Here is a 16,309-nt window from a genome sequence, read left to right as displayed (position 1 = left end):
AGCTTATTTCGACAATGAAAGCAATTACTTTCTGTTGTGAAGTCCTTTTTCACGTTGAATTTGTTTTAGTTTTTCAGGAGTCACATCGGTCCCTTCTTGATCCACGACCTTCATTCCTTCGATATGGTGACGCATCCCTCCACGAAATGCTTCTAAATACTCTTTACGTAATTCTTGTTGTTCGACTTTTTCTTTCGCACTAAGTTCTTCCACTTTTGCTTTATTCGCTAATTCATTTATACGGGCAATTTTTTCTTTCGATAACATCAAAACCCCTCCTTACTCTCACTGTCTATATTATAAGAACTGCCTTAAAAAAACAACTATATTCTGATATTTATAAAACACGAACGCTTGTTTGATTTCGTTCGCATTTTATGGTACACTAATTTTATCAATTGAAAGAAGGTGCGGGTTTTGGCGAAACGTACAGAAACAAGACAATTAGAAGTACTTAAATATATATACGAACAAGTCGAATTAAAGGGTTATCCGCCAACCGTTCGCGAAATTGGGAAGGCTGTTGATTTATCCTCAACTTCTACCGTTCACGGACATTTAGCTCGTCTTGAAAAAAAGGGTCTAATCTTACGTGACCCAACAAAACCGCGAGCAATCGAATTAACACCAGAAGGCTTGGAAAAGATCGGAATTCAACCGACAACTATTCCGATGTTAGGTGTCGTAACTGCTGGTGAACCAATTTTAGCGGTGGAAGAAGCATCAGATTTCTTCCCGTTACCTCCTGATTTACGTACAGAAGAAAATGCTTTATTTATGTTGACGATTCGAGGAGAAAGTATGATTAACGCAGGTATTCTAGATGGCGACCAAGTGATTGTTCGTAAGCAATCGAATGCCAATAATGGCGACATCGTAATCGCAATGACCGATGAAGATGAAGCAACCTGTAAACGATTCTTCCGAGAAGTAAATCATATCCGCTTGCAGCCTGAAAATGATGCATTAGCGCCTATTCTTTTAGATAACGTTACAATTTTAGGTAAAGTTGTTGGTTTATATCGGAATCATATTTAATAAAAAAAAGGAAGTCACTCCGTTGAGCGGCTTCCTTTTTTGCTTGTTAACAAGTAAATAGCCTTTTGAGCTTCCTCGATAACCTCTGCTTCAGTTTCTACAGAAAGTAGATAATTTAAAGCTTCTAAACTTTGCTCGGGTTCTCTTTTTGCGAGCTGACCTAACGACCAAGCAGCTGTTCCGCGAATGACAGGACGCTGATCATTTAAACAGAGAATAATTTGTGGGATAGCTTCACGGCCGCCCAAATTCGCTAACGCAATTAAAGCATTTCGTTGCAATGGTTTTTTGCCACGCCAAGAGCCTGCTAAGTGTCCGAATTGCTGTTTAAACTCTTTATTGGAAATAGTTAATAACGGTGCCAATTTGGGATAGACTTCTTCAATCTTTGGTTCCATCTCTTCATGAAAATGAAAATCTTTTCCTTTATTATAAGGGCAAACCAGCTGACAAATGTCGCAACCATAAATGACGTTACGCATTTTTTTCCGATACTCTTCAGGCATCATGCCTTTTGTTTGCGTTTGATAAGACAAACATTTTTGAGCATTCATTCGACCGTCCCCTAACAAAGCCCCTGTAGGACACCCTGTGATACAACGAGTACAATCACCGCAACCATTTGGAACAGGTTCATCTGGTTCAAATTGAATGTTGGTGGTCACCTCACCTAAATATACAAAGGAACCAAATTCTTCGGTAATCAGTAGACCATTTTTACCAATGAATCCTAAACCCGCCCGCTGAGCAACAGCGGTGTCAACATATTCGCCAGTATCTACTTGCGGCCGAAAGCGCCAGTGTTCTTTTTCTGCTTCAGTGGCAGCTTGCTCTTCAATAAAAGCAATTAATTTTTGCAACCGATCCTGCAAAATGTGATGATAGTCAATTCCCCAAGAGGCTCGCGCAAATTGTCCACGCTTTTCATCTCTAGGCATTTTTTCCTGAGCTTTGGTGGGATAAGCTAAAGCAATGGAGATAATACTTTTAGGATGCTCAAACGTTTTTTCTGGGTAAATTCGTTCTTCCACATTTTGATGTTCAAACCCCGAGTTATATCCTCGCTCTCGTTGTTCATGCAGAGAATCTTCTAATTCAATAAATGGTTCAGCATGAGTAAAGCCGATTTTATCGATGCCTAAACGTTGACTCTCTTGAATAATTTTTTCTTTCAATGTTGGCATTGCTCATGCCTCCCTTCATTTTATTATTTATCGTTTCGATGATACGTTTCATAGTCATGTGCATAGAGATTTTTCTCGTCCACGACGCCGGGAACAGTGGCAACTTTTTCCCAAACAGACCAGTCGATTTCTGGAAAGAAGGTGTCGCCTTCAAACGTTTCATGAATCATCGTCCGATATAAGACATCGCATGCGGGAATCAGTTCTTTAAAAACGACAGAACCTCCACCAATAACGGTCACACCTTCATAGTTGTCAGCATACGCAAGAATTTCCTCTACGGAATGCATAACCAAAACGCCTTCAGCTCGGTAATCCGGATTACTGGTTAGGACAATCGTTGTTCGATTTGGTAACGGACGACATCCCATACCTTCGAAAGTTGCACGTCCTAAAACCAATGTATTATGAATTGTTTTTTCCTTGAAAAATTTCAAGTCGTTGGGTAAATGCCAAGGCAATTTGCCTTCTTTACCAATCACTCCTTGTTCATCTTGGGCCCAAATGGCTGCTAACATAGCTTCTCTCTCCTTTTTTATACGGCAATCGGCGCTTTAATCGTTGGATGTGGGTCATAGCCTTCTACTTTAATATCTTCCATATCAAAATCAAAAACAGAAGCCTTGTCTGGATTCAAAACGAGTGTTGGGAAAGAACGAACTTCTCGTGATAATTGTTCTTGCATTTGTTCCACATGATTTTGATATAAGTGGGCATCTCCTAGCGTGTGTACAAACTCCCCCACTTCTAAACCTGTTTCATGCGCAATCAGATGTGTCAATAAAGCATAGCTTGCAATGTTAAAAGGAACACCTAAAAAAACATCGGCACTGCGCTGATAAAGTTGACAGCTTAATTTTCCTTCATTTACATAAAATTGAAACATAGTGTGACAAGGCGGCAACGCCATTGAAGGCACATCTTCTGGATTCCAAGCGGAAACAATTAAACGGCGAGAATCAGGATTGGTTTTAATCATTTCAATCACATTAGCTAATTGATCAATAAAGCTACCATCTTTGGTTTCCCAGTGACGCCATTGCGCACCATAAATATTCCCTAATTCACCATATTTTTCTGCAAATTCTTCATCGTTTAAAATGGCGTCACAGAATTTTTGATGTTCTTCTTTGTATTGTTCTGCAAACGCTGGATCTTGTAAGACACGATGCCCAAAATCCGTCATGTCTGGTCCTTGATAATCTGCGCTTTTTACATAGCGTTCGAACGCCCATTCATCCCAAATATGATTATTTCGCTCTAACAAATAACGAATATTCGTGTCGCCTTTTAAAAACCACAATAACTCACTTTTAATCAAGCCAAACGGTACTCGTTTGGTTGTTAGTAAGGGAAATCCTTTGGCCAAATCAAAACGCATTTGATAGCCAAATAAACTATACGTCCCAGTTCCTGTACGGTCTTCTTTAAAATGACCTTCTTCTAAAATCTTTTTTCCTAGCGCTAAGTATGCTTCTTCCATCTTATTCCCTCCGTCTCTTAATCCGCGTATTCACTCAAGTATTCCCAACGATTCATTTTTTCTTCTAACAATTGTTCCGTTGCAGTTACTGCTTCTTGCAATTCTTGTAAACGAACAAAATCATCACCCTGATGATTCATTTCTTCAGTTAATGTTTCTAATTTCGTTTCTAATTGTGTGATATCTTCTTCAATTGTTGCCCACTCTTTTTGTTCCATATAAGTCAGCTTTGTTTTTTCTTTCTTTTCTGTCGATGCTTCTTTTACTGGTTTATTGAGCGGTTTTTCTTTGACCTTTTCTTGTTCTTTTTGGTTCGCCAAATATTCACTCATCGTGCCATAAAATGATAGGATCTGACCATTTCCTTGAAAAACTAACAATTTATCCATTGTTTTATCCAAGAAATAACGGTCATGAGAAACCGCAATTACCGCTCCTTTAAACGTTTGAATATAATCTTCTAAAATGGTCAACGTATCAATGTCTAAATCGTTGGTTGGCTCATCCAATAATAACACGTTAGGCTGACTAATTAATAATTTTAAGAGATATAACCGGCGTTTTTCTCCACCAGACAGTTTGCCAATCAGTGTGCCATGCATAAAACGAGGAAATAAAAAGCGCTCTAACATTTCAGCGACCCCAACGCTGCTTCCATCACTGCGTTTCACTTCTTCTGCTGCTTCTTGCAAATAAGCAATCATCCGTTGATTAGGATCCATTTCTTCGTTTTGCTGGGTATAATAGCCAATTCGGACGGTTTCACCGATACTATATAGGCCACTCTCTAAAGGAATGCGGCCAGCTAAAATATTTAATAACGTGGATTTGCCTGCACCGTTTTTACCAGTAATGCCAATTCGATCGTTTGCTTGAATGAGTAAATTAAAGTCTTTCAAAAGCTGTTTGTGATCAATGGCATAATTTCCTTCCTTGATTTCCAGAACTTTTTTCCCTAAACGCTGCGTGGCAAAGTCTGCTTCTAAGGTGCCATTGGTTTGTACCTGATGCAAGTTTTCTTTTAAATCCTGAAACCGATCAATTCTTGCTTGCTGTTTCGTTCCTCGTGCTTGAACGCCCGCTCGCATCCACGCTAGTTCTTGTTTGAAGAGCCGTTTTCTTTTTTCTTCTTGCTCTACAGCGACACGTTCACGTTCGGCTTTTTCCATTACATACGTTTCATAGTTTCCTTTGTATTCATACAGTTTTCCAAAAGAAAGTTCGAAAATCCGATTGGTTACTCGATCTAAAAAGTAGCGGTCATGGGTCACCATTAAAACCGCACCACGATAGTTATTTAAAAAGTTTTCTAGCCATTCAATCGTTTCATAATCCAGATGGTTCGTTGGTTCATCCAATAACAGTAAATCAGGCGCTTCAATTAAGACTTGCGCCAAGCTTACTCGTTTTAACTGCCCACCAGAAAGCTCACCTATTTTCTTTTCCAATGTGGGAATGCCTAATTTTTGTAAAATAATTTTTGCATTGGTATCTGCTGTCCAAGCATCTTGTTTATTCATGGCTTCTTCTGCTTGCGTGTAACGTCTTTGAACCCCTTCGTCTAAACCATTCTCACTTAAAGCAGCTAACGCTAATTCATAATTTTTGACCGCTTTTATGATTGGGCTGTCTCCCTGAAACACGGCTTCTGCAATCGTAATATTCTCGTCAAATGTTTGATTCTGGGAAAGGTACCCAATTTGATAATCACTTGGCTGCTGAATCGCAGCAAAATCACCATCACCGCTATCTACGCCAGCAATAATATTTAATAAACTGGTTTTCCCTGTGCCGTTAATCCCAATTAAACCAATGCGATCTTTTTCATGAATCAAAAAAGAAAGATGATCAAATAGTGTTTTTTCCCCATATGTTTTGGTTAAATCTGTTACTTTTAATTCTTTCACCGACACTACCAACTCCTTCTATTTTGGTCTTGCTTATTGTATCAAAAATTGGATTATAAAAAAAGTGCATGAGATAAAAATCGTCTTGGTTTCATCTCATACACTATTACTTATTCTTTATTAAAATTTTTAACAAATCGTTTAAGCGGAACGTTATTCACTTCGCCGCTAATCGAATAACTCTCTAATAAATTGACATTTTTTCGTAACTCGTTCGCTTCGATAATTGAAATGCGTTCAGATTGTTCATAATGATCAATCATCCGTCGTTCTTCTTGGAAGCCTAATAATAGGTCTTTGACATAGTCTGTCTCCGTATGAACAATATACGAATCAATAAATTCGCCTTTTTCAAACTTATGGGCTAAATCCAAGCGTCCGTCAATGAAGAAATCAATTAAATCATCATCATAGACACCGCGCAAATTATCTAAACTCTTCAGAATAACTTGAGAATTTCTTAGAAAAACTTGGCGAATATTTTCTAGTTCTTCATTTCGTAATTCTTTTTCTTCTTCAGAAGCTTCACCACGATTGAAAAATAACTTAGGATGTAAAAGAATCGAAATGATTTGTCGAGCAAATAATAACCAAAAGCCTACAATCGATAATAATTGTTTGGCAATCGACCGTTGCATCCGTGTAATCAAGCGTTGATACATACGATAACTTCTGACACTAATTTCTCCTTGTTTCAGACTTTCTTCTAAGCCGTCTCGTTCAATGGACACAATTAACGTCCGCAACTCTTGCACTTCTTGTTTTCGTTCCGCACTTAGCTGCTCGGTATACAATTCTTTTAAACGATCTTGATAATTTTCAATGACCGCATTCATTTCACCACGAGGATTCTCTTCATTTTGCTGTTTTAAGACATCAATGACATCACGTAATAAATCAATTTCGACTGACTCTTCATTTTCCACTTCCGTCTCTGAATCAGTTAAAAATGGTAAAACTAGAATCCCACCAATCAGAGTCACCAAAATAACACAAGCCGTAATGAATAGTAATAACGGTCGTTCTTTAAAATGCTCGCCGTTAATCGCTGTTGGCAAAATAAAGATGGTGGCTAAACTCACTGTTCCTTTAACACCGCCAAAAGTTAAAATCAGCATTTCATTCATTGCGTTTTTAACTTTCTTAAGACCATGTTGAAGCGTGTAAACACTGAAAATGGCTAAGAAACGAATCAAAAAGACAACGGCGCTAATAATTAGAACAACCATTAGTAGGAACCAGTTTGAATATTGTTGGTCAATCCAAATTGGCGAAAACACTTGAGAAAGTTCAATTCCTAAGAATAAGAAAACTAAGGCATTTAAGGTGAACTCAATCATACTCCAAATACTTTCGCCAACATTTGACAGCTCTGCTTCAAAAAGCGAAACTTTTTTCAAACTAGACGCTTGCATAATTCCAGCAATCACAGCAGCAATAATTCCAGAAACGCCAATCAACTCTGAAATTAAATAAGCAATAAATGGCAAGAGTAATTCAATCAACAAGTAGCCTGTAACATCTTTTGCCACTGCAGTTTCAAGTAAATGAACAATTTGCTGTTTTAATAGAACTAACACGATTCCGACTACCGCTCCACCAATACTGGAAATAACCAAGGTCCCTGCCGCTTCCACCGGCGAAAATGACCCCGTTAATAAAGCCGCTAATGCAAATTGAAAGGCTGTAACGCCTGATGCATCATTAATGAGTCCTTCACCAGATAAAATGTTCATCGAACGTTCAGGAATGTCAATTCGACCTGATAACGAACCTACCGCCACCGCATCCGTTGGTCCTAGAGCCGCTCCAAAAGCGAAGCAAGCGGCTAATGGTAAAGTAGGCAAAATCATATGCAGGGTCCAGCCGACTCCGACTAAAGTGATTAACACACCAAAAAAGGCCAAGAAAAGAATCATCCCGAAATTTTTCATCATTGCTTTCAGATTGATTAGCTCCCCTTCTCTAAATAAAAGCGGTGCAATAATCATTACTAAAAACACTTCAGGCTCAAATTCAATTTCCTGCCCCATTTTAGTTAAACCAATTAGAACGCCTACAATAATTTGCACAATTGGCAGCGGAATGACGGGAACAATCCGGTTGAATATGTTTGAGAAGGTAATAGACAGTGCAAAAACAATGATTAGAAAGGTAAATTCCATCCTATCATTCCCTTCTATATTAAATTTTTATTGACTTACCGATCAAAACATTTAAGTAATTTTTTCTTTTTAAGAATAATTTTCTTTTCAACTTCTTCTAACTCAGAACTGCGTTCGCAAAGTTCCAATTGAGCGCGTCGTGCTTCTAAACGAAGAAGTTCTCCTTTAATTAATTCAATTTTTTTGTAGCGTAAGAAATTTTTCTTTTGCATACGTTCTGCAAAGTGTTGTCGTTTTTCTTCAGGGATTGCTTGATATTTCTTTTTCAAGTCAGCGACACACTTTTCAAATTCTTCACTCACCGAAACAACTTCCTTCCAAAATTTAATCTGACTAATTATAACAAATTTTACCAAAAGTACAAGCAAAATTGCTTTCTTTTTTTCAAAAGAAATTCAGACAAAACTTAACGCGGAAAAAGCTGATTTCTAGGAGCTGAACATGGTTAATCTTCATTAACAATAATATCAATTTCTGCCTCTTCATTCATCCGTGTTGAAAGAAAAAGAACCATTTCTTCTAGTGGCGCAGAAAAGCGTAAAACCACCCCTCTTCTGCCTTTTTTTAAATACCCTAAACGAATACCGTTCGGTTTTTGAACAAGGACAATCTTTTCGATATCTTTAAAGGCCGTGCCCCGATTGTCAAAAGGATGCGTAATAATACAATTCTCCGCAAAACCTCTTGCATCGTAAAGAAAACTGAAGATAATCAAAATATATAACACACTTCGAATCATTTCAATTTTATCTCCTGCCGAAAATGCATTGGCCAGAATCATTAAACTAAAAAAAGCAACTAGATATTTTGTTGTAGGATGTTTTGCAGCCGGAATTACAATACTTTTACGTACGAAGTAAAAGTAACCATACATAACGACGACAAATAAAAATAGCAATAACGTAAATCCATCGATAATCACAAACGACTCCTTTATTTCTTTTTCTTTTGAATATCTGTTAATATATCATTTATTTCTTTAATTTCTTTTTTTGATTCATTAATCTTTTTGATAACCGCCTCACGGTTTTTTCCAGGCGGTAAGTCAATTGATTCTTGGTAGTAGTTTGCTAAAGCTTGAACTTTTTTCATTTTTTCGCTTTGCAACAAGGCTATATTTCTTTTCATTTAACCGCCTCCTCTTCCTTAGTATACATTACTTCGTAAGGAATTGCTTAATTTGCAAGATATTTTCTAATAAAAAGGAGTAATTTTACATTTTCTTATAAACAAAAAGTGTTCGACTGAGTAACACCAGCGAACGATAAAATAATAGAATAAAAGATGAGACAGAAGTAGTTTACTTTTGTCTCATCTTTTATTATTGAGCTGAAATCGCTAAACCAATTGCTTTTTCCCCTAGGTGGGTCCCGATAACTGGACCAAAATGACCGATTTCAATTTCTGCATTTGGGTATAGCTTTTGTAATTTTGCTTGTTCTTTTTCAGCAACGATGCGGTTATTAGCATGAATCACATACAGTTTAACTGGTGCTTCAATCCCTGCGTTTCGTTCACCAATAATCTTTTCTGCACGAGCAAAAGCTTTCTTTGTTGAACGGATTTTTTCAAATAATACAATCTTTCCATCTTCAAAAGTCAAGATAGGTTTAATCTTCAATAGTCCAGCAATCAAGGCTGCGCCATTCGTTAAGCGACCGCCACGAACTAAGTTGTTCAGATCTTCTACAATTAGATATGCATACGTATTGTCACGAATTAAATCTAATTTGGCAAAAATTTCTTCTAAGCTGGCTTTTTCTTCTGTTAAATCTAAAGCAGCTTCTACCATGTGTCCCATTGGCATACTTGTAATTTTTGAGTCATATGGATACAAAGCAACGCCTGGGATTTCATCAGTAAGTCCGTGCAATGTATGAACAAAACCAGAGATTCCTGAAGAAAGATGAATGCTGATGATGGTGTCGTACCCTTGTTCAGCGATTGATTTGTAAAGCTCTAACACTTCTCCTAAAGCAGGTTGTGAAGTCGTCGGAAATTCTTTACTATTATTTAGCAATGCATAATATTCATCTGCTTCAATGTCAATGCCTTCGTTGTATATTTTTCCATCTAAAATGACTGGGATGGGAATTACAAAAAGATTCGGATGATCTTTAATGCGCTCGGGTAAATAAGCTGTACTATCTGTCACAATAGCAATTTTCATTTTGTAACCTCGTTTCACTAATTTTCCACGTTGTTTCTAATATAGCATAAAAAAGGATATTTTAAAATGCTTTCCTTATTCGTTCAGGAATTTTTCGATGGCGTCAGCATTTTTTTGTTCATCTACTTCTAAAATACTGCCTGCATAAGAGGATTCACCAAAATTCCAAGAATCTGGTACCGGAACCGATAATGACTCAACCCCTGCTTTTCCTTTAATCAGCAATGATGGTCCGTTCGTTAACATGAAACTAACAGGCACATCTGTCGACATATAGCCGACTAATTTCCCAAGTGATTCTGGGGTTCTTAATAAAGTCATTGGGTTTTTCATTTGGCTCATTACAGCTGACATAACTTGTTGTTGGCGACGAACCCGACCAAAGTCGCCTTCTTCATCCATCCTAAAGCGAGCGTATTGAAGTAAGACATGTCCATCCATGACCTGTTGCCCTTTTTCAATATCAACACCATCTAAATTCAGTGATTTTTCTGCATCGATTTTGACACCTTTTGGAAACATAGAGTCAACAATTTTTTCAAATGATTGGAAATCTACCTTAGCATAATATTTCGTATCTAAATTAAAGTTTTGTTTTAACGTTTCACGAACCAATTCAGCACCGCCATAAGCGTATGCGGCATTAATTTTATTCGGCCCGACACCAGGAATGTCCACGAATGTATCACGCATAAATGAAATTAATTTCGGTTTTTTTGATGGTCCATTTAGTTGGAGAACCATTATTGTGTCGGCTCGTCCAGCATCTTCCCCACGTGTATCGCTGCCAAGAATTAAAATATTCTTAGCCCCGTTGCTACTTTTGACGCCATTAAATGTTTCTACTTTTTCTTGAGGCAACGAGTCATCATGTTCTGCTGCAGATTTTCCTTTTAAAAACATGACTGTACTATAGGCAAATAACAGAATCAATAGGATCACTAGCCATTTGAAAAAGCGTTTTGTTTTTGATTTTTTACGTTTCTTTTTTGGTTTCTTGTCTTTTTTTCCGCGGGGTGGTTGGTCAGAACCGTTGCCACCACCTGAATCTGTTTGATGTCGCCTCTCACTTCTGCGACTGTCCTCAGTATAGCTGTCTTCGTAAACTGGCTCTTGAAGGCTTTCAGCTAGTTCTTCTGGTTCTTCTTCTCTATGTTCACCCATTGATTTTCGGGGATTAAAGGTCTTTTTATGCTCTGCTGGTCTCGATTTTTCATGAATATGTTTATAACGATCTACACGACTCATCGTGTCACTCCTTTACCTCTGTGTTTTATCACCTTTATTAGGATACCTCATTTCGCAGGAAATTCCTATTACAAATATGTAATTTAATAAAAAATGAAACTCACTTTATCTAATAAGTAAGCTTCATTTTCATTTTTAACTCTTTAAAGTGTGCACAAAACATAGATCGGGTAATCCCCTAAAATTTTTATTTCTGCGCCAATCAGTTCCAGTTCTGTTAAAGCTGCTTCAATTAGTTTTTCTGGTTGATCATTCACTAAGTCCATTAAAAAGAAGTACTCTCCGAGCTTTGTTTTCAACGGCCGCGATTCTATTTTGCTAAGATTAATCCCTCGCCAACTAAACACGCTTAATGCTTTGTGTAAAGAGCCAGGAACATTACTTGGCATCGTAATCGCCAGCGTTATTTTTTTCTCAGATAGCGGGAAAGAAATCGCTAAATTTTCAGAACCAAGAACCCAAAATCGGGTTTGATTTACCGATAAATCTTGTATATTTTTTTCAACAATGGTCAAATCATACATTTCCGCAGAAAGTTTTGGTGCAATAGCTGCAAAAGACAATTCTGGATGTTCTGCAATGTATTTGGCGGCGTAAGCTGTTGAAGGCGTTGCTTCTAAAATCGCTTCTGGAAAGTTTTTCTCTAGAAACATCTGCGATTGAGCTAATGCTTGCGGATGTGATAAAATTTTCTGACTTTGTTGCCAGATCGCTTGATTCTCTTTTGCCACCATTAATTGTTGTTGAATCGGTAAAACTAACTCTGCTTGGACAGGTAACTGCGCTTGATGATACAAATAATCTATCGATGCGTTAACAGTTCCTTCAATCGTGTTTTCTATTGGAATAATGCTGCATGCCACTTCTTGCTGTTCAATTGCTTTCAAGCAAGCTGGAATCGATGCGTACGGCATCAACGTAGCTTCAGGAAAAGCAGCCAACGTTGCACTGTACGTAAAGGAACCAATCGGACCTAAATAACCAACTTTCATCGTTTCTCTACTCCTTTAATTGTTGCAGAATTTCATTGATAATTTCTTCTGGCGAGCGATTGGTCGTATCAATTGTCATCTTCGCACATTCTTCATAAAAACTTTTACGAGACTCAAACAAAGTAATGATTTCTTTTGAAGAACGTTCTATAGCTAAGGGCCGTTGGTTTTCAGTATCTTCTGTGATTCTTTTTAACAGCTCTTCTGGTGTCGCATGTAAATAAATCACTTGCTGAAAAGATTTTAATAAGCTACGATTTTCTGGTCCGACAACAATCCCGCCCCCAGTTGAAAGGACGGCTGTATTTTTTGACAGCTCCTTTAAAAGTTGGGTTTCCTGTTCTCGGAAAGCTGCTTCACCATATTTTTCGAAATAGTCAGGAATTGAGCGTCTTATTTTTTCAATTAACGCTGTATCTAAATCAAGATGAGGCATCTTCAGTTTATTGGCCAAACTTTGACCAATAGTTGTTTTACCCGCACCCATGAAACCAATTAAAACAATGCTTTCCATAGCTCGTTATCCTCCTTCATTAACAACTTAAACGTTCTAAGTCGTCAAAAAATGTTGGATAAGAAACTGAAACTGCTTCAGCCTTATCTAATTCAACAGTGCCTTCTTTTACAAGTAATGCAGCAATTTGTAACATCATCCCGATACGATGATCCCCATAACTGGTAACTCTTCCACCATGTAAAGAAGTTGGTCCATGTATAATTAAGCCATCATCAGTAGGCGTGATGTCGGCGCCTAAAATTGTTAATTCTTTCGCTACTGCATCAATCCGATTGGTTTCTTTGACTTTCAATTCTTCTGCATCTCGAATGATTGTCGTGCCAGTAGCCTGAGTAGCTAACAAAGCAATAATCGGTAACTCATCAATTAAACGTGGGATAATAGCGCCACCAATCTCTGTAGCTGTTAATTGACTCGTTTTTACAAGTAAATCGCCAGAATGATTGGCCTCATCTTCATTTAAAATAGTGACGGAACCGCCCATGTTTTTAATCACATCTAAAATACCTGTCCGCGTTTGATTTAAGCCAACATTTTTCAGAAGTATCTCGCTATCTGGGACTACTAAACCCGCAACTAAAAAGAAAGCCGCAGAAGAGATATCGCCAGGAACTACCACGTTTTGACCTGTTAATTGTTGTGGTCCAGTTAACATAATTTTTTTATCATCTACTTCAAGCGTCCCACCAAATTGTCGAATCATCTCTTCTGTATGATCACGTGTCTTTTCTTTCTCAACCACTACAGAAGTGCCCTCGGCTTGCAAAGCGGCGAATAAAATAGCCGATTTCACTTGAGCACTCGCAACAGGCATTGTGTAGTCAATAGGTTGCAAATTTTGAGTCCCGCGAATAGAAATTGGCGGAAACTCCGTTTGTTGAACCCCTTGACATTCCGCTCCCATTTGGTTTAAAGGAAGCATCACACGATTCATCGGTCGTTTAGCAATAGACGCATCACCAGCTAGGCGCGTTTCAAAGGGACAGCCAGCTAAAATGCCTAGCATTAGACGAATTGTTGTCCCTGAATTTCCAACATCAATTGTATTCTTCGCCTTTTTTAAGCCTGCAAATCCTTGCCCCTCAACGGTGATTGTCGTCCCGTCATCTTCAATGTTCACACCTAAAGAACGAAACGCCGCTAAGGTACTTAAACAATCTTCGCCTCTTAGAAAATTTGTAATCGTCGTTTTTCCAGAAGAAATCGCTCCAAACATAATACTTCTATGGGAAATCGATTTATCGCTAGGAACCATCAGAGTCCCTTGTAAATGTTTCACATTTGTACGTAGTTGCACCCTCATCACCTCTTATTTTTCGTAACATGTATAGTTCGTTTTTTTAGATAAAATTTGTTTTGCAGCTTGGCAGTCTGGTTGATTTTTAAAAGACAATTGAAGAATCCCATAGATTTCTTCTCTCGTTTCTAAAATTTTAATATTTGTAAGAGAAAGGTCCGCTTCGCCTAAAATTTGCGTAATTTCAGCAATGATTCCTGGTTGATCTGGTACATCAACAAACAGATCATAGAAAGCTGGGATTGCGCCTTCTTTATGAATAGGCAATTGAGCACGTGTTTCTTTGGCTTTATCAAAAAAATTACGAATAGCTGGGGCGTTTTTTTCCGTTAACCATTGGCAAACAGTAGTCATCTCTTTTTGCCAATTTTCTAGTAAGTCCAATAATACTAAGCGATTGCTTAATAAAATATCCGTCCACATCGTTGCATCAGAGGAAGCAATTCGAGTAATATCTCTAAATCCTCCAGCCGCTAGCTGCTGTGCTCTAGGGTAAGTGGTATTCAGTTGCTGACTTTCGTTCACTAAAGCTGCGGCAACAATATGTGGCAAGTGACTTAGAGCACCAGTAATTTCATCATGTTCCTGTGCAGGCATCGTAATAAACTTCGCATGCGTTCCTTTTAGTAACGTTTGTAACTCCTGAATCTGTTTGCTTTTTTCGCCATGGTCATCGGTAAAAATATAGTAGGCATTTTCAAACAAACGTTCATCAGCGGCTGTTACGCCGGATTTATGTGAACCAGCCATTGGATGACCACCAATAAAATTTTTCATGTTAAGCTTTGTTGCTAACTGATTAATTTCCACCTTGGTACTACCCACATCTGTGATCAGAGCAGTTTCTAGTGATAATTGGTTTAATTCTTCTAGTTGTACTAAAGTTGCTTTAACTGGGGAACAAAGAAAAATAATCTCTGCTCGTCTTGCCCCACTTGTTAAAGATTCAGCTATCTCATCAATTAGACCCGTTTTCTTAGCAAATTCAGTTGACTCCGCTTGATTATCAAAACCGATAATCTCACTGTTTGGATGCCCTTTTTTGATACACAAAGCCAGTGAACTCCCGATTAGCCCTAATCCTACGATTAAAATACGTTTCTTCATTTTTTCCCTCCATATACTTGCGACTTTCTTCCATTAAAAGTTTTGAGTATATAGACGATAACGTTTCACTGCTTCTTTCATTTGTTCAAATGAGTCACTATCAAATTTTTCGAGCATAGCCTTCGCTACTTCCGTTGCAACAACGGCTTCACAAACAACGCTAGCGGCCGGTACTGCCGTGCTATCAGAGCGCTCAACGCTGGCCTTATAAGGCTCTTTTGTATCAATATTTACGCTTTGCAATGGTTTATAAAGGGTTGGAATAGGTTTCATGACACCACGAACGATGATTGGCATTCCGTTGGTCATTCCTCCTTCAAAACCGCCTAAATTGTTGGAAGTTCTGGTATAACCTGTACTTTCGTCCCAAACAATCTCGTCCATCACTTGGCTACCAGGGCGTTGTGCCATTTCAAATCCAATGCCAAACTCAGCACCTTTAAAAGCATTGATGCTTACAACAGCCTGCGCAATTTTGGCATCTAGTTTACGATCCCATTGAACATAGCTCCCTAAGCCAGCTGGAACGCCACCCACAAGTACTTCTACTACCCCACCAATTGTATCGCCATTTTTCTTGGTTTGGTCAATTAGTTCTTTCATTTTTTCTTCTACGGAAGGATCTAATACGCGAACGGCAGATTGTTCAGATCGTTCTTGAATTTCACGAATCGTTAAATTTTCAGGAATCGTAGCTTCAATCCCACCTAATACCGCGACATGCCCAGCAACTTGGATATCCAATTCAGCTAAGAGTTTTTTAGCAACCGCACCAATCGCCACACGCATTGTTGTTTCTCGTGCCGAAGACCGTTCTAAAACATTCCGTAAATCATCATGTTGATATTTCATTCCACCGACTAAATCAGCATGTCCTGGACGTGGTTTGCTGACGCGGCGGATTTTCTTTTGTTTTTCAGGAACTGGCTCTACTGACATCACGGAGGTCCAATTTTTCCAGTCTTTGTTTTCGACAATCAACGTTACTGGTGAGCCAAGTGTTTTACCATGCCGAATACCCGAAGTAATACGTACTTGGTCTTTTTCAATTTTCATCCGTCCCCCACGACCGTAACCGCCTTGACGTCTTGCTAATTCTCGGTTAATCTCTTCGCTACTTAAAGGCAAGCCGGCTGGTAAGCCTTCAATAATAGCAGTTAATTCAGGTCCATGTGATTCGCCTGCTGTAATAAAGCGCATC

Annotated in this window: 17 protein-coding genes; 1 reads left to right on the top strand and 16 read right to left on the bottom strand. The window is 38.4% G+C overall.

Going from position 1 to position 16,309, the window contains the following annotated elements; genetic code table 11:
* Positions 1 to 24 precede the first annotated feature (24 nt).
* Positions 25 to 267, bottom strand: a complete 243-nt coding sequence (locus tag MKZ30_RS06655) for a DUF896 family protein (protein ID WP_002384502.1) — start codon at positions 265 to 267, stop codon at positions 25 to 27.
* Between the two features lie 150 nt (positions 268 to 417).
* Here MKZ30_RS06655 and lexA point away from each other — a divergent pair, with 150 nt between their 5' ends.
* Positions 418 to 1,038, top strand: coding sequence for a transcriptional repressor LexA (gene lexA / locus MKZ30_RS06650; RefSeq protein WP_010715203.1), 621 nt, complete (start codon positions 418 to 420; stop codon positions 1,036 to 1,038).
* A 14-nt stretch (positions 1,039 to 1,052) separates the two neighbouring features.
* Here lexA and queG read toward each other — a convergent pair whose 3' ends face one another.
* The 15 genes from queG to aroC all read right to left on the bottom strand — a co-directional run bounded on the left by queG (position 1,053) and on the right by aroC (position 16,308).
* Positions 1,053 to 2,222: a tRNA epoxyqueuosine(34) reductase QueG gene (queG, locus tag MKZ30_RS06645; RefSeq protein WP_002369389.1), complete on the bottom strand. Its 1,170-nt coding sequence runs from the start codon at positions 2,220 to 2,222 to the stop codon at positions 1,053 to 1,055.
* A gap of 23 nt (positions 2,223 to 2,245) precedes the next feature.
* Positions 2,246 to 2,740 (bottom strand): trimethoprim-sensitive dihydrofolate reductase, encoded by a 495-nt coding sequence (gene dfr / locus MKZ30_RS06640; RefSeq protein ID WP_002384507.1) that lies wholly within the window; start codon positions 2,738 to 2,740, stop codon positions 2,246 to 2,248.
* Between the two features lie 17 nt (positions 2,741 to 2,757).
* Complete coding sequence (locus MKZ30_RS06635) at positions 2,758 to 3,705, bottom strand: thymidylate synthase (RefSeq protein WP_002369390.1); 948 nt, start codon at positions 3,703 to 3,705, stop codon at positions 2,758 to 2,760.
* Between the two features lie 17 nt (positions 3,706 to 3,722).
* The gene (locus tag MKZ30_RS06630; protein ID WP_033601251.1) at positions 3,723 to 5,612 is read right to left on the bottom strand and encodes an ABC-F family ATP-binding cassette domain-containing protein; all 1,890 of its coding nucleotides are present in this window, start codon (positions 5,610 to 5,612) and stop codon (positions 3,723 to 3,725) included.
* 110 nt (positions 5,613 to 5,722) lie between these two features.
* Entirely contained in the window at positions 5,723 to 7,777 is a 2,055-nt protein-coding gene (locus tag MKZ30_RS06625) for a cation:proton antiporter (RefSeq protein WP_002360309.1), read from the bottom strand.
* Positions 7,778 to 7,812: 35 nt separating this feature from the next.
* A complete protein-coding gene (locus tag MKZ30_RS06620; protein WP_002357572.1) occupies positions 7,813 to 8,145 on the bottom strand; it encodes an ACP phosphodiesterase in 333 nt (110 codons plus the stop codon).
* A 77-nt stretch (positions 8,146 to 8,222) separates the two neighbouring features.
* A complete protein-coding gene (locus MKZ30_RS06615; RefSeq protein ID WP_002398295.1) occupies positions 8,223 to 8,699 on the bottom strand; it encodes a hypothetical protein in 477 nt (158 codons plus the stop codon).
* Positions 8,700 to 8,710: 11 nt separating this feature from the next.
* Positions 8,711 to 8,905, bottom strand: coding sequence for a hypothetical protein (locus MKZ30_RS06610; protein WP_002357574.1), 195 nt, complete (start codon positions 8,903 to 8,905; stop codon positions 8,711 to 8,713).
* A 193-nt stretch (positions 8,906 to 9,098) separates the two neighbouring features.
* Positions 9,099 to 9,947 carry a DegV family protein gene (locus MKZ30_RS06605; RefSeq protein ID WP_002382324.1) on the bottom strand — a complete coding sequence of 283 codons (849 nt, stop codon included), beginning with the start codon at positions 9,945 to 9,947 and terminating at the stop codon, positions 9,099 to 9,101.
* Between the two features lie 75 nt (positions 9,948 to 10,022).
* Positions 10,023 to 11,195: an LCP family protein gene (locus tag MKZ30_RS06600; protein WP_002365661.1), complete on the bottom strand. Its 1,173-nt coding sequence runs from the start codon at positions 11,193 to 11,195 to the stop codon at positions 10,023 to 10,025.
* A 143-nt stretch (positions 11,196 to 11,338) separates the two neighbouring features.
* On the bottom strand, positions 11,339 to 12,187 hold the full coding sequence (gene pheA / locus MKZ30_RS06595) for a prephenate dehydratase (protein ID WP_033601247.1): 849 nt from the start codon (positions 12,185 to 12,187) through the stop codon (positions 11,339 to 11,341).
* Between the two features lie 7 nt (positions 12,188 to 12,194).
* Complete coding sequence (locus MKZ30_RS06590; RefSeq protein WP_033601248.1) at positions 12,195 to 12,701, bottom strand: shikimate kinase; 507 nt, start codon at positions 12,699 to 12,701, stop codon at positions 12,195 to 12,197.
* Positions 12,702 to 12,720: 19 nt separating this feature from the next.
* On the bottom strand, positions 12,721 to 14,007 hold the full coding sequence (gene aroA / locus MKZ30_RS06585; RefSeq protein WP_033601249.1) for a 3-phosphoshikimate 1-carboxyvinyltransferase: 1,287 nt from the start codon (positions 14,005 to 14,007) through the stop codon (positions 12,721 to 12,723).
* A 6-nt stretch (positions 14,008 to 14,013) separates the two neighbouring features.
* On the bottom strand, positions 14,014 to 15,108 hold the full coding sequence (locus tag MKZ30_RS06580; protein WP_002420202.1) for a prephenate dehydrogenase: 1,095 nt from the start codon (positions 15,106 to 15,108) through the stop codon (positions 14,014 to 14,016).
* A 33-nt stretch (positions 15,109 to 15,141) separates the two neighbouring features.
* Positions 15,142 to 16,308: a chorismate synthase gene (gene aroC / locus MKZ30_RS06575; RefSeq protein ID WP_002357582.1), complete on the bottom strand. Its 1,167-nt coding sequence runs from the start codon at positions 16,306 to 16,308 to the stop codon at positions 15,142 to 15,144.
* Position 16,309 lies beyond the last annotated feature (1 nt).

It is taken from the genome of Enterococcus sp. LX10 (genome assembly GCF_023539285.1).
In the GTDB taxonomy this organism is placed as follows: domain Bacteria; phylum Bacillota; class Bacilli; order Lactobacillales; family Enterococcaceae; genus Enterococcus; species Enterococcus faecalis.
Note: the sequence above shows the minus strand (reverse complement) of the source record. Positions and strands in the feature narration are given on the sequence as shown.

Bases quoted from the DNA above. Each gene is read 5' to 3' on its own strand.
- aroC (WP_002357582.1), bottom strand. From the start codon at position 16,308: ATGCGCTTTATTACAGCAGGCGAATCACATGGACCTGAATTAACTGCT.
- MKZ30_RS06655 (WP_002384502.1), bottom strand. From the start codon at position 267: ATGTTATCGAAAGAAAAAATTGCCCGTATAAATGAATTAGCGAATAAA.
- aroA (WP_033601249.1), bottom strand. From the start codon at position 14,007: ATGAGGGTGCAACTACGTACAAATGTGAAACATTTACAAGGGACTCTG.
- MKZ30_RS06590 (WP_033601248.1), bottom strand. From the start codon at position 12,701: ATGGAAAGCATTGTTTTAATTGGTTTCATGGGTGCGGGTAAAACAACT.
- MKZ30_RS06580 (WP_002420202.1), bottom strand. From the start codon at position 15,108: ATGAAGAAACGTATTTTAATCGTAGGATTAGGGCTAATCGGGAGTTCA.
- queG (WP_002369389.1), bottom strand. From the start codon at position 2,222: ATGCCAACATTGAAAGAAAAAATTATTCAAGAGAGTCAACGTTTAGGC.
- dfr (WP_002384507.1), bottom strand. From the start codon at position 2,740: ATGTTAGCAGCCATTTGGGCCCAAGATGAACAAGGAGTGATTGGTAAA.
- MKZ30_RS06625 (WP_002360309.1), bottom strand. From the start codon at position 7,777: ATGGAATTTACCTTTCTAATCATTGTTTTTGCACTGTCTATTACCTTC.
- MKZ30_RS06600 (WP_002365661.1), bottom strand. From the start codon at position 11,195: ATGAGTCGTGTAGATCGTTATAAACATATTCATGAAAAATCGAGACCA.
- MKZ30_RS06610 (WP_002357574.1), bottom strand. From the start codon at position 8,905: ATGAAAAGAAATATAGCCTTGTTGCAAAGCGAAAAAATGAAAAAAGTT.
- pheA (WP_033601247.1), bottom strand. From the start codon at position 12,187: ATGAAAGTTGGTTATTTAGGTCCGATTGGTTCCTTTACGTACAGTGCA.
- MKZ30_RS06605 (WP_002382324.1), bottom strand. From the start codon at position 9,947: ATGAAAATTGCTATTGTGACAGATAGTACAGCTTATTTACCCGAGCGC.
- MKZ30_RS06635 (WP_002369390.1), bottom strand. From the start codon at position 3,705: ATGGAAGAAGCATACTTAGCGCTAGGAAAAAAGATTTTAGAAGAAGGT.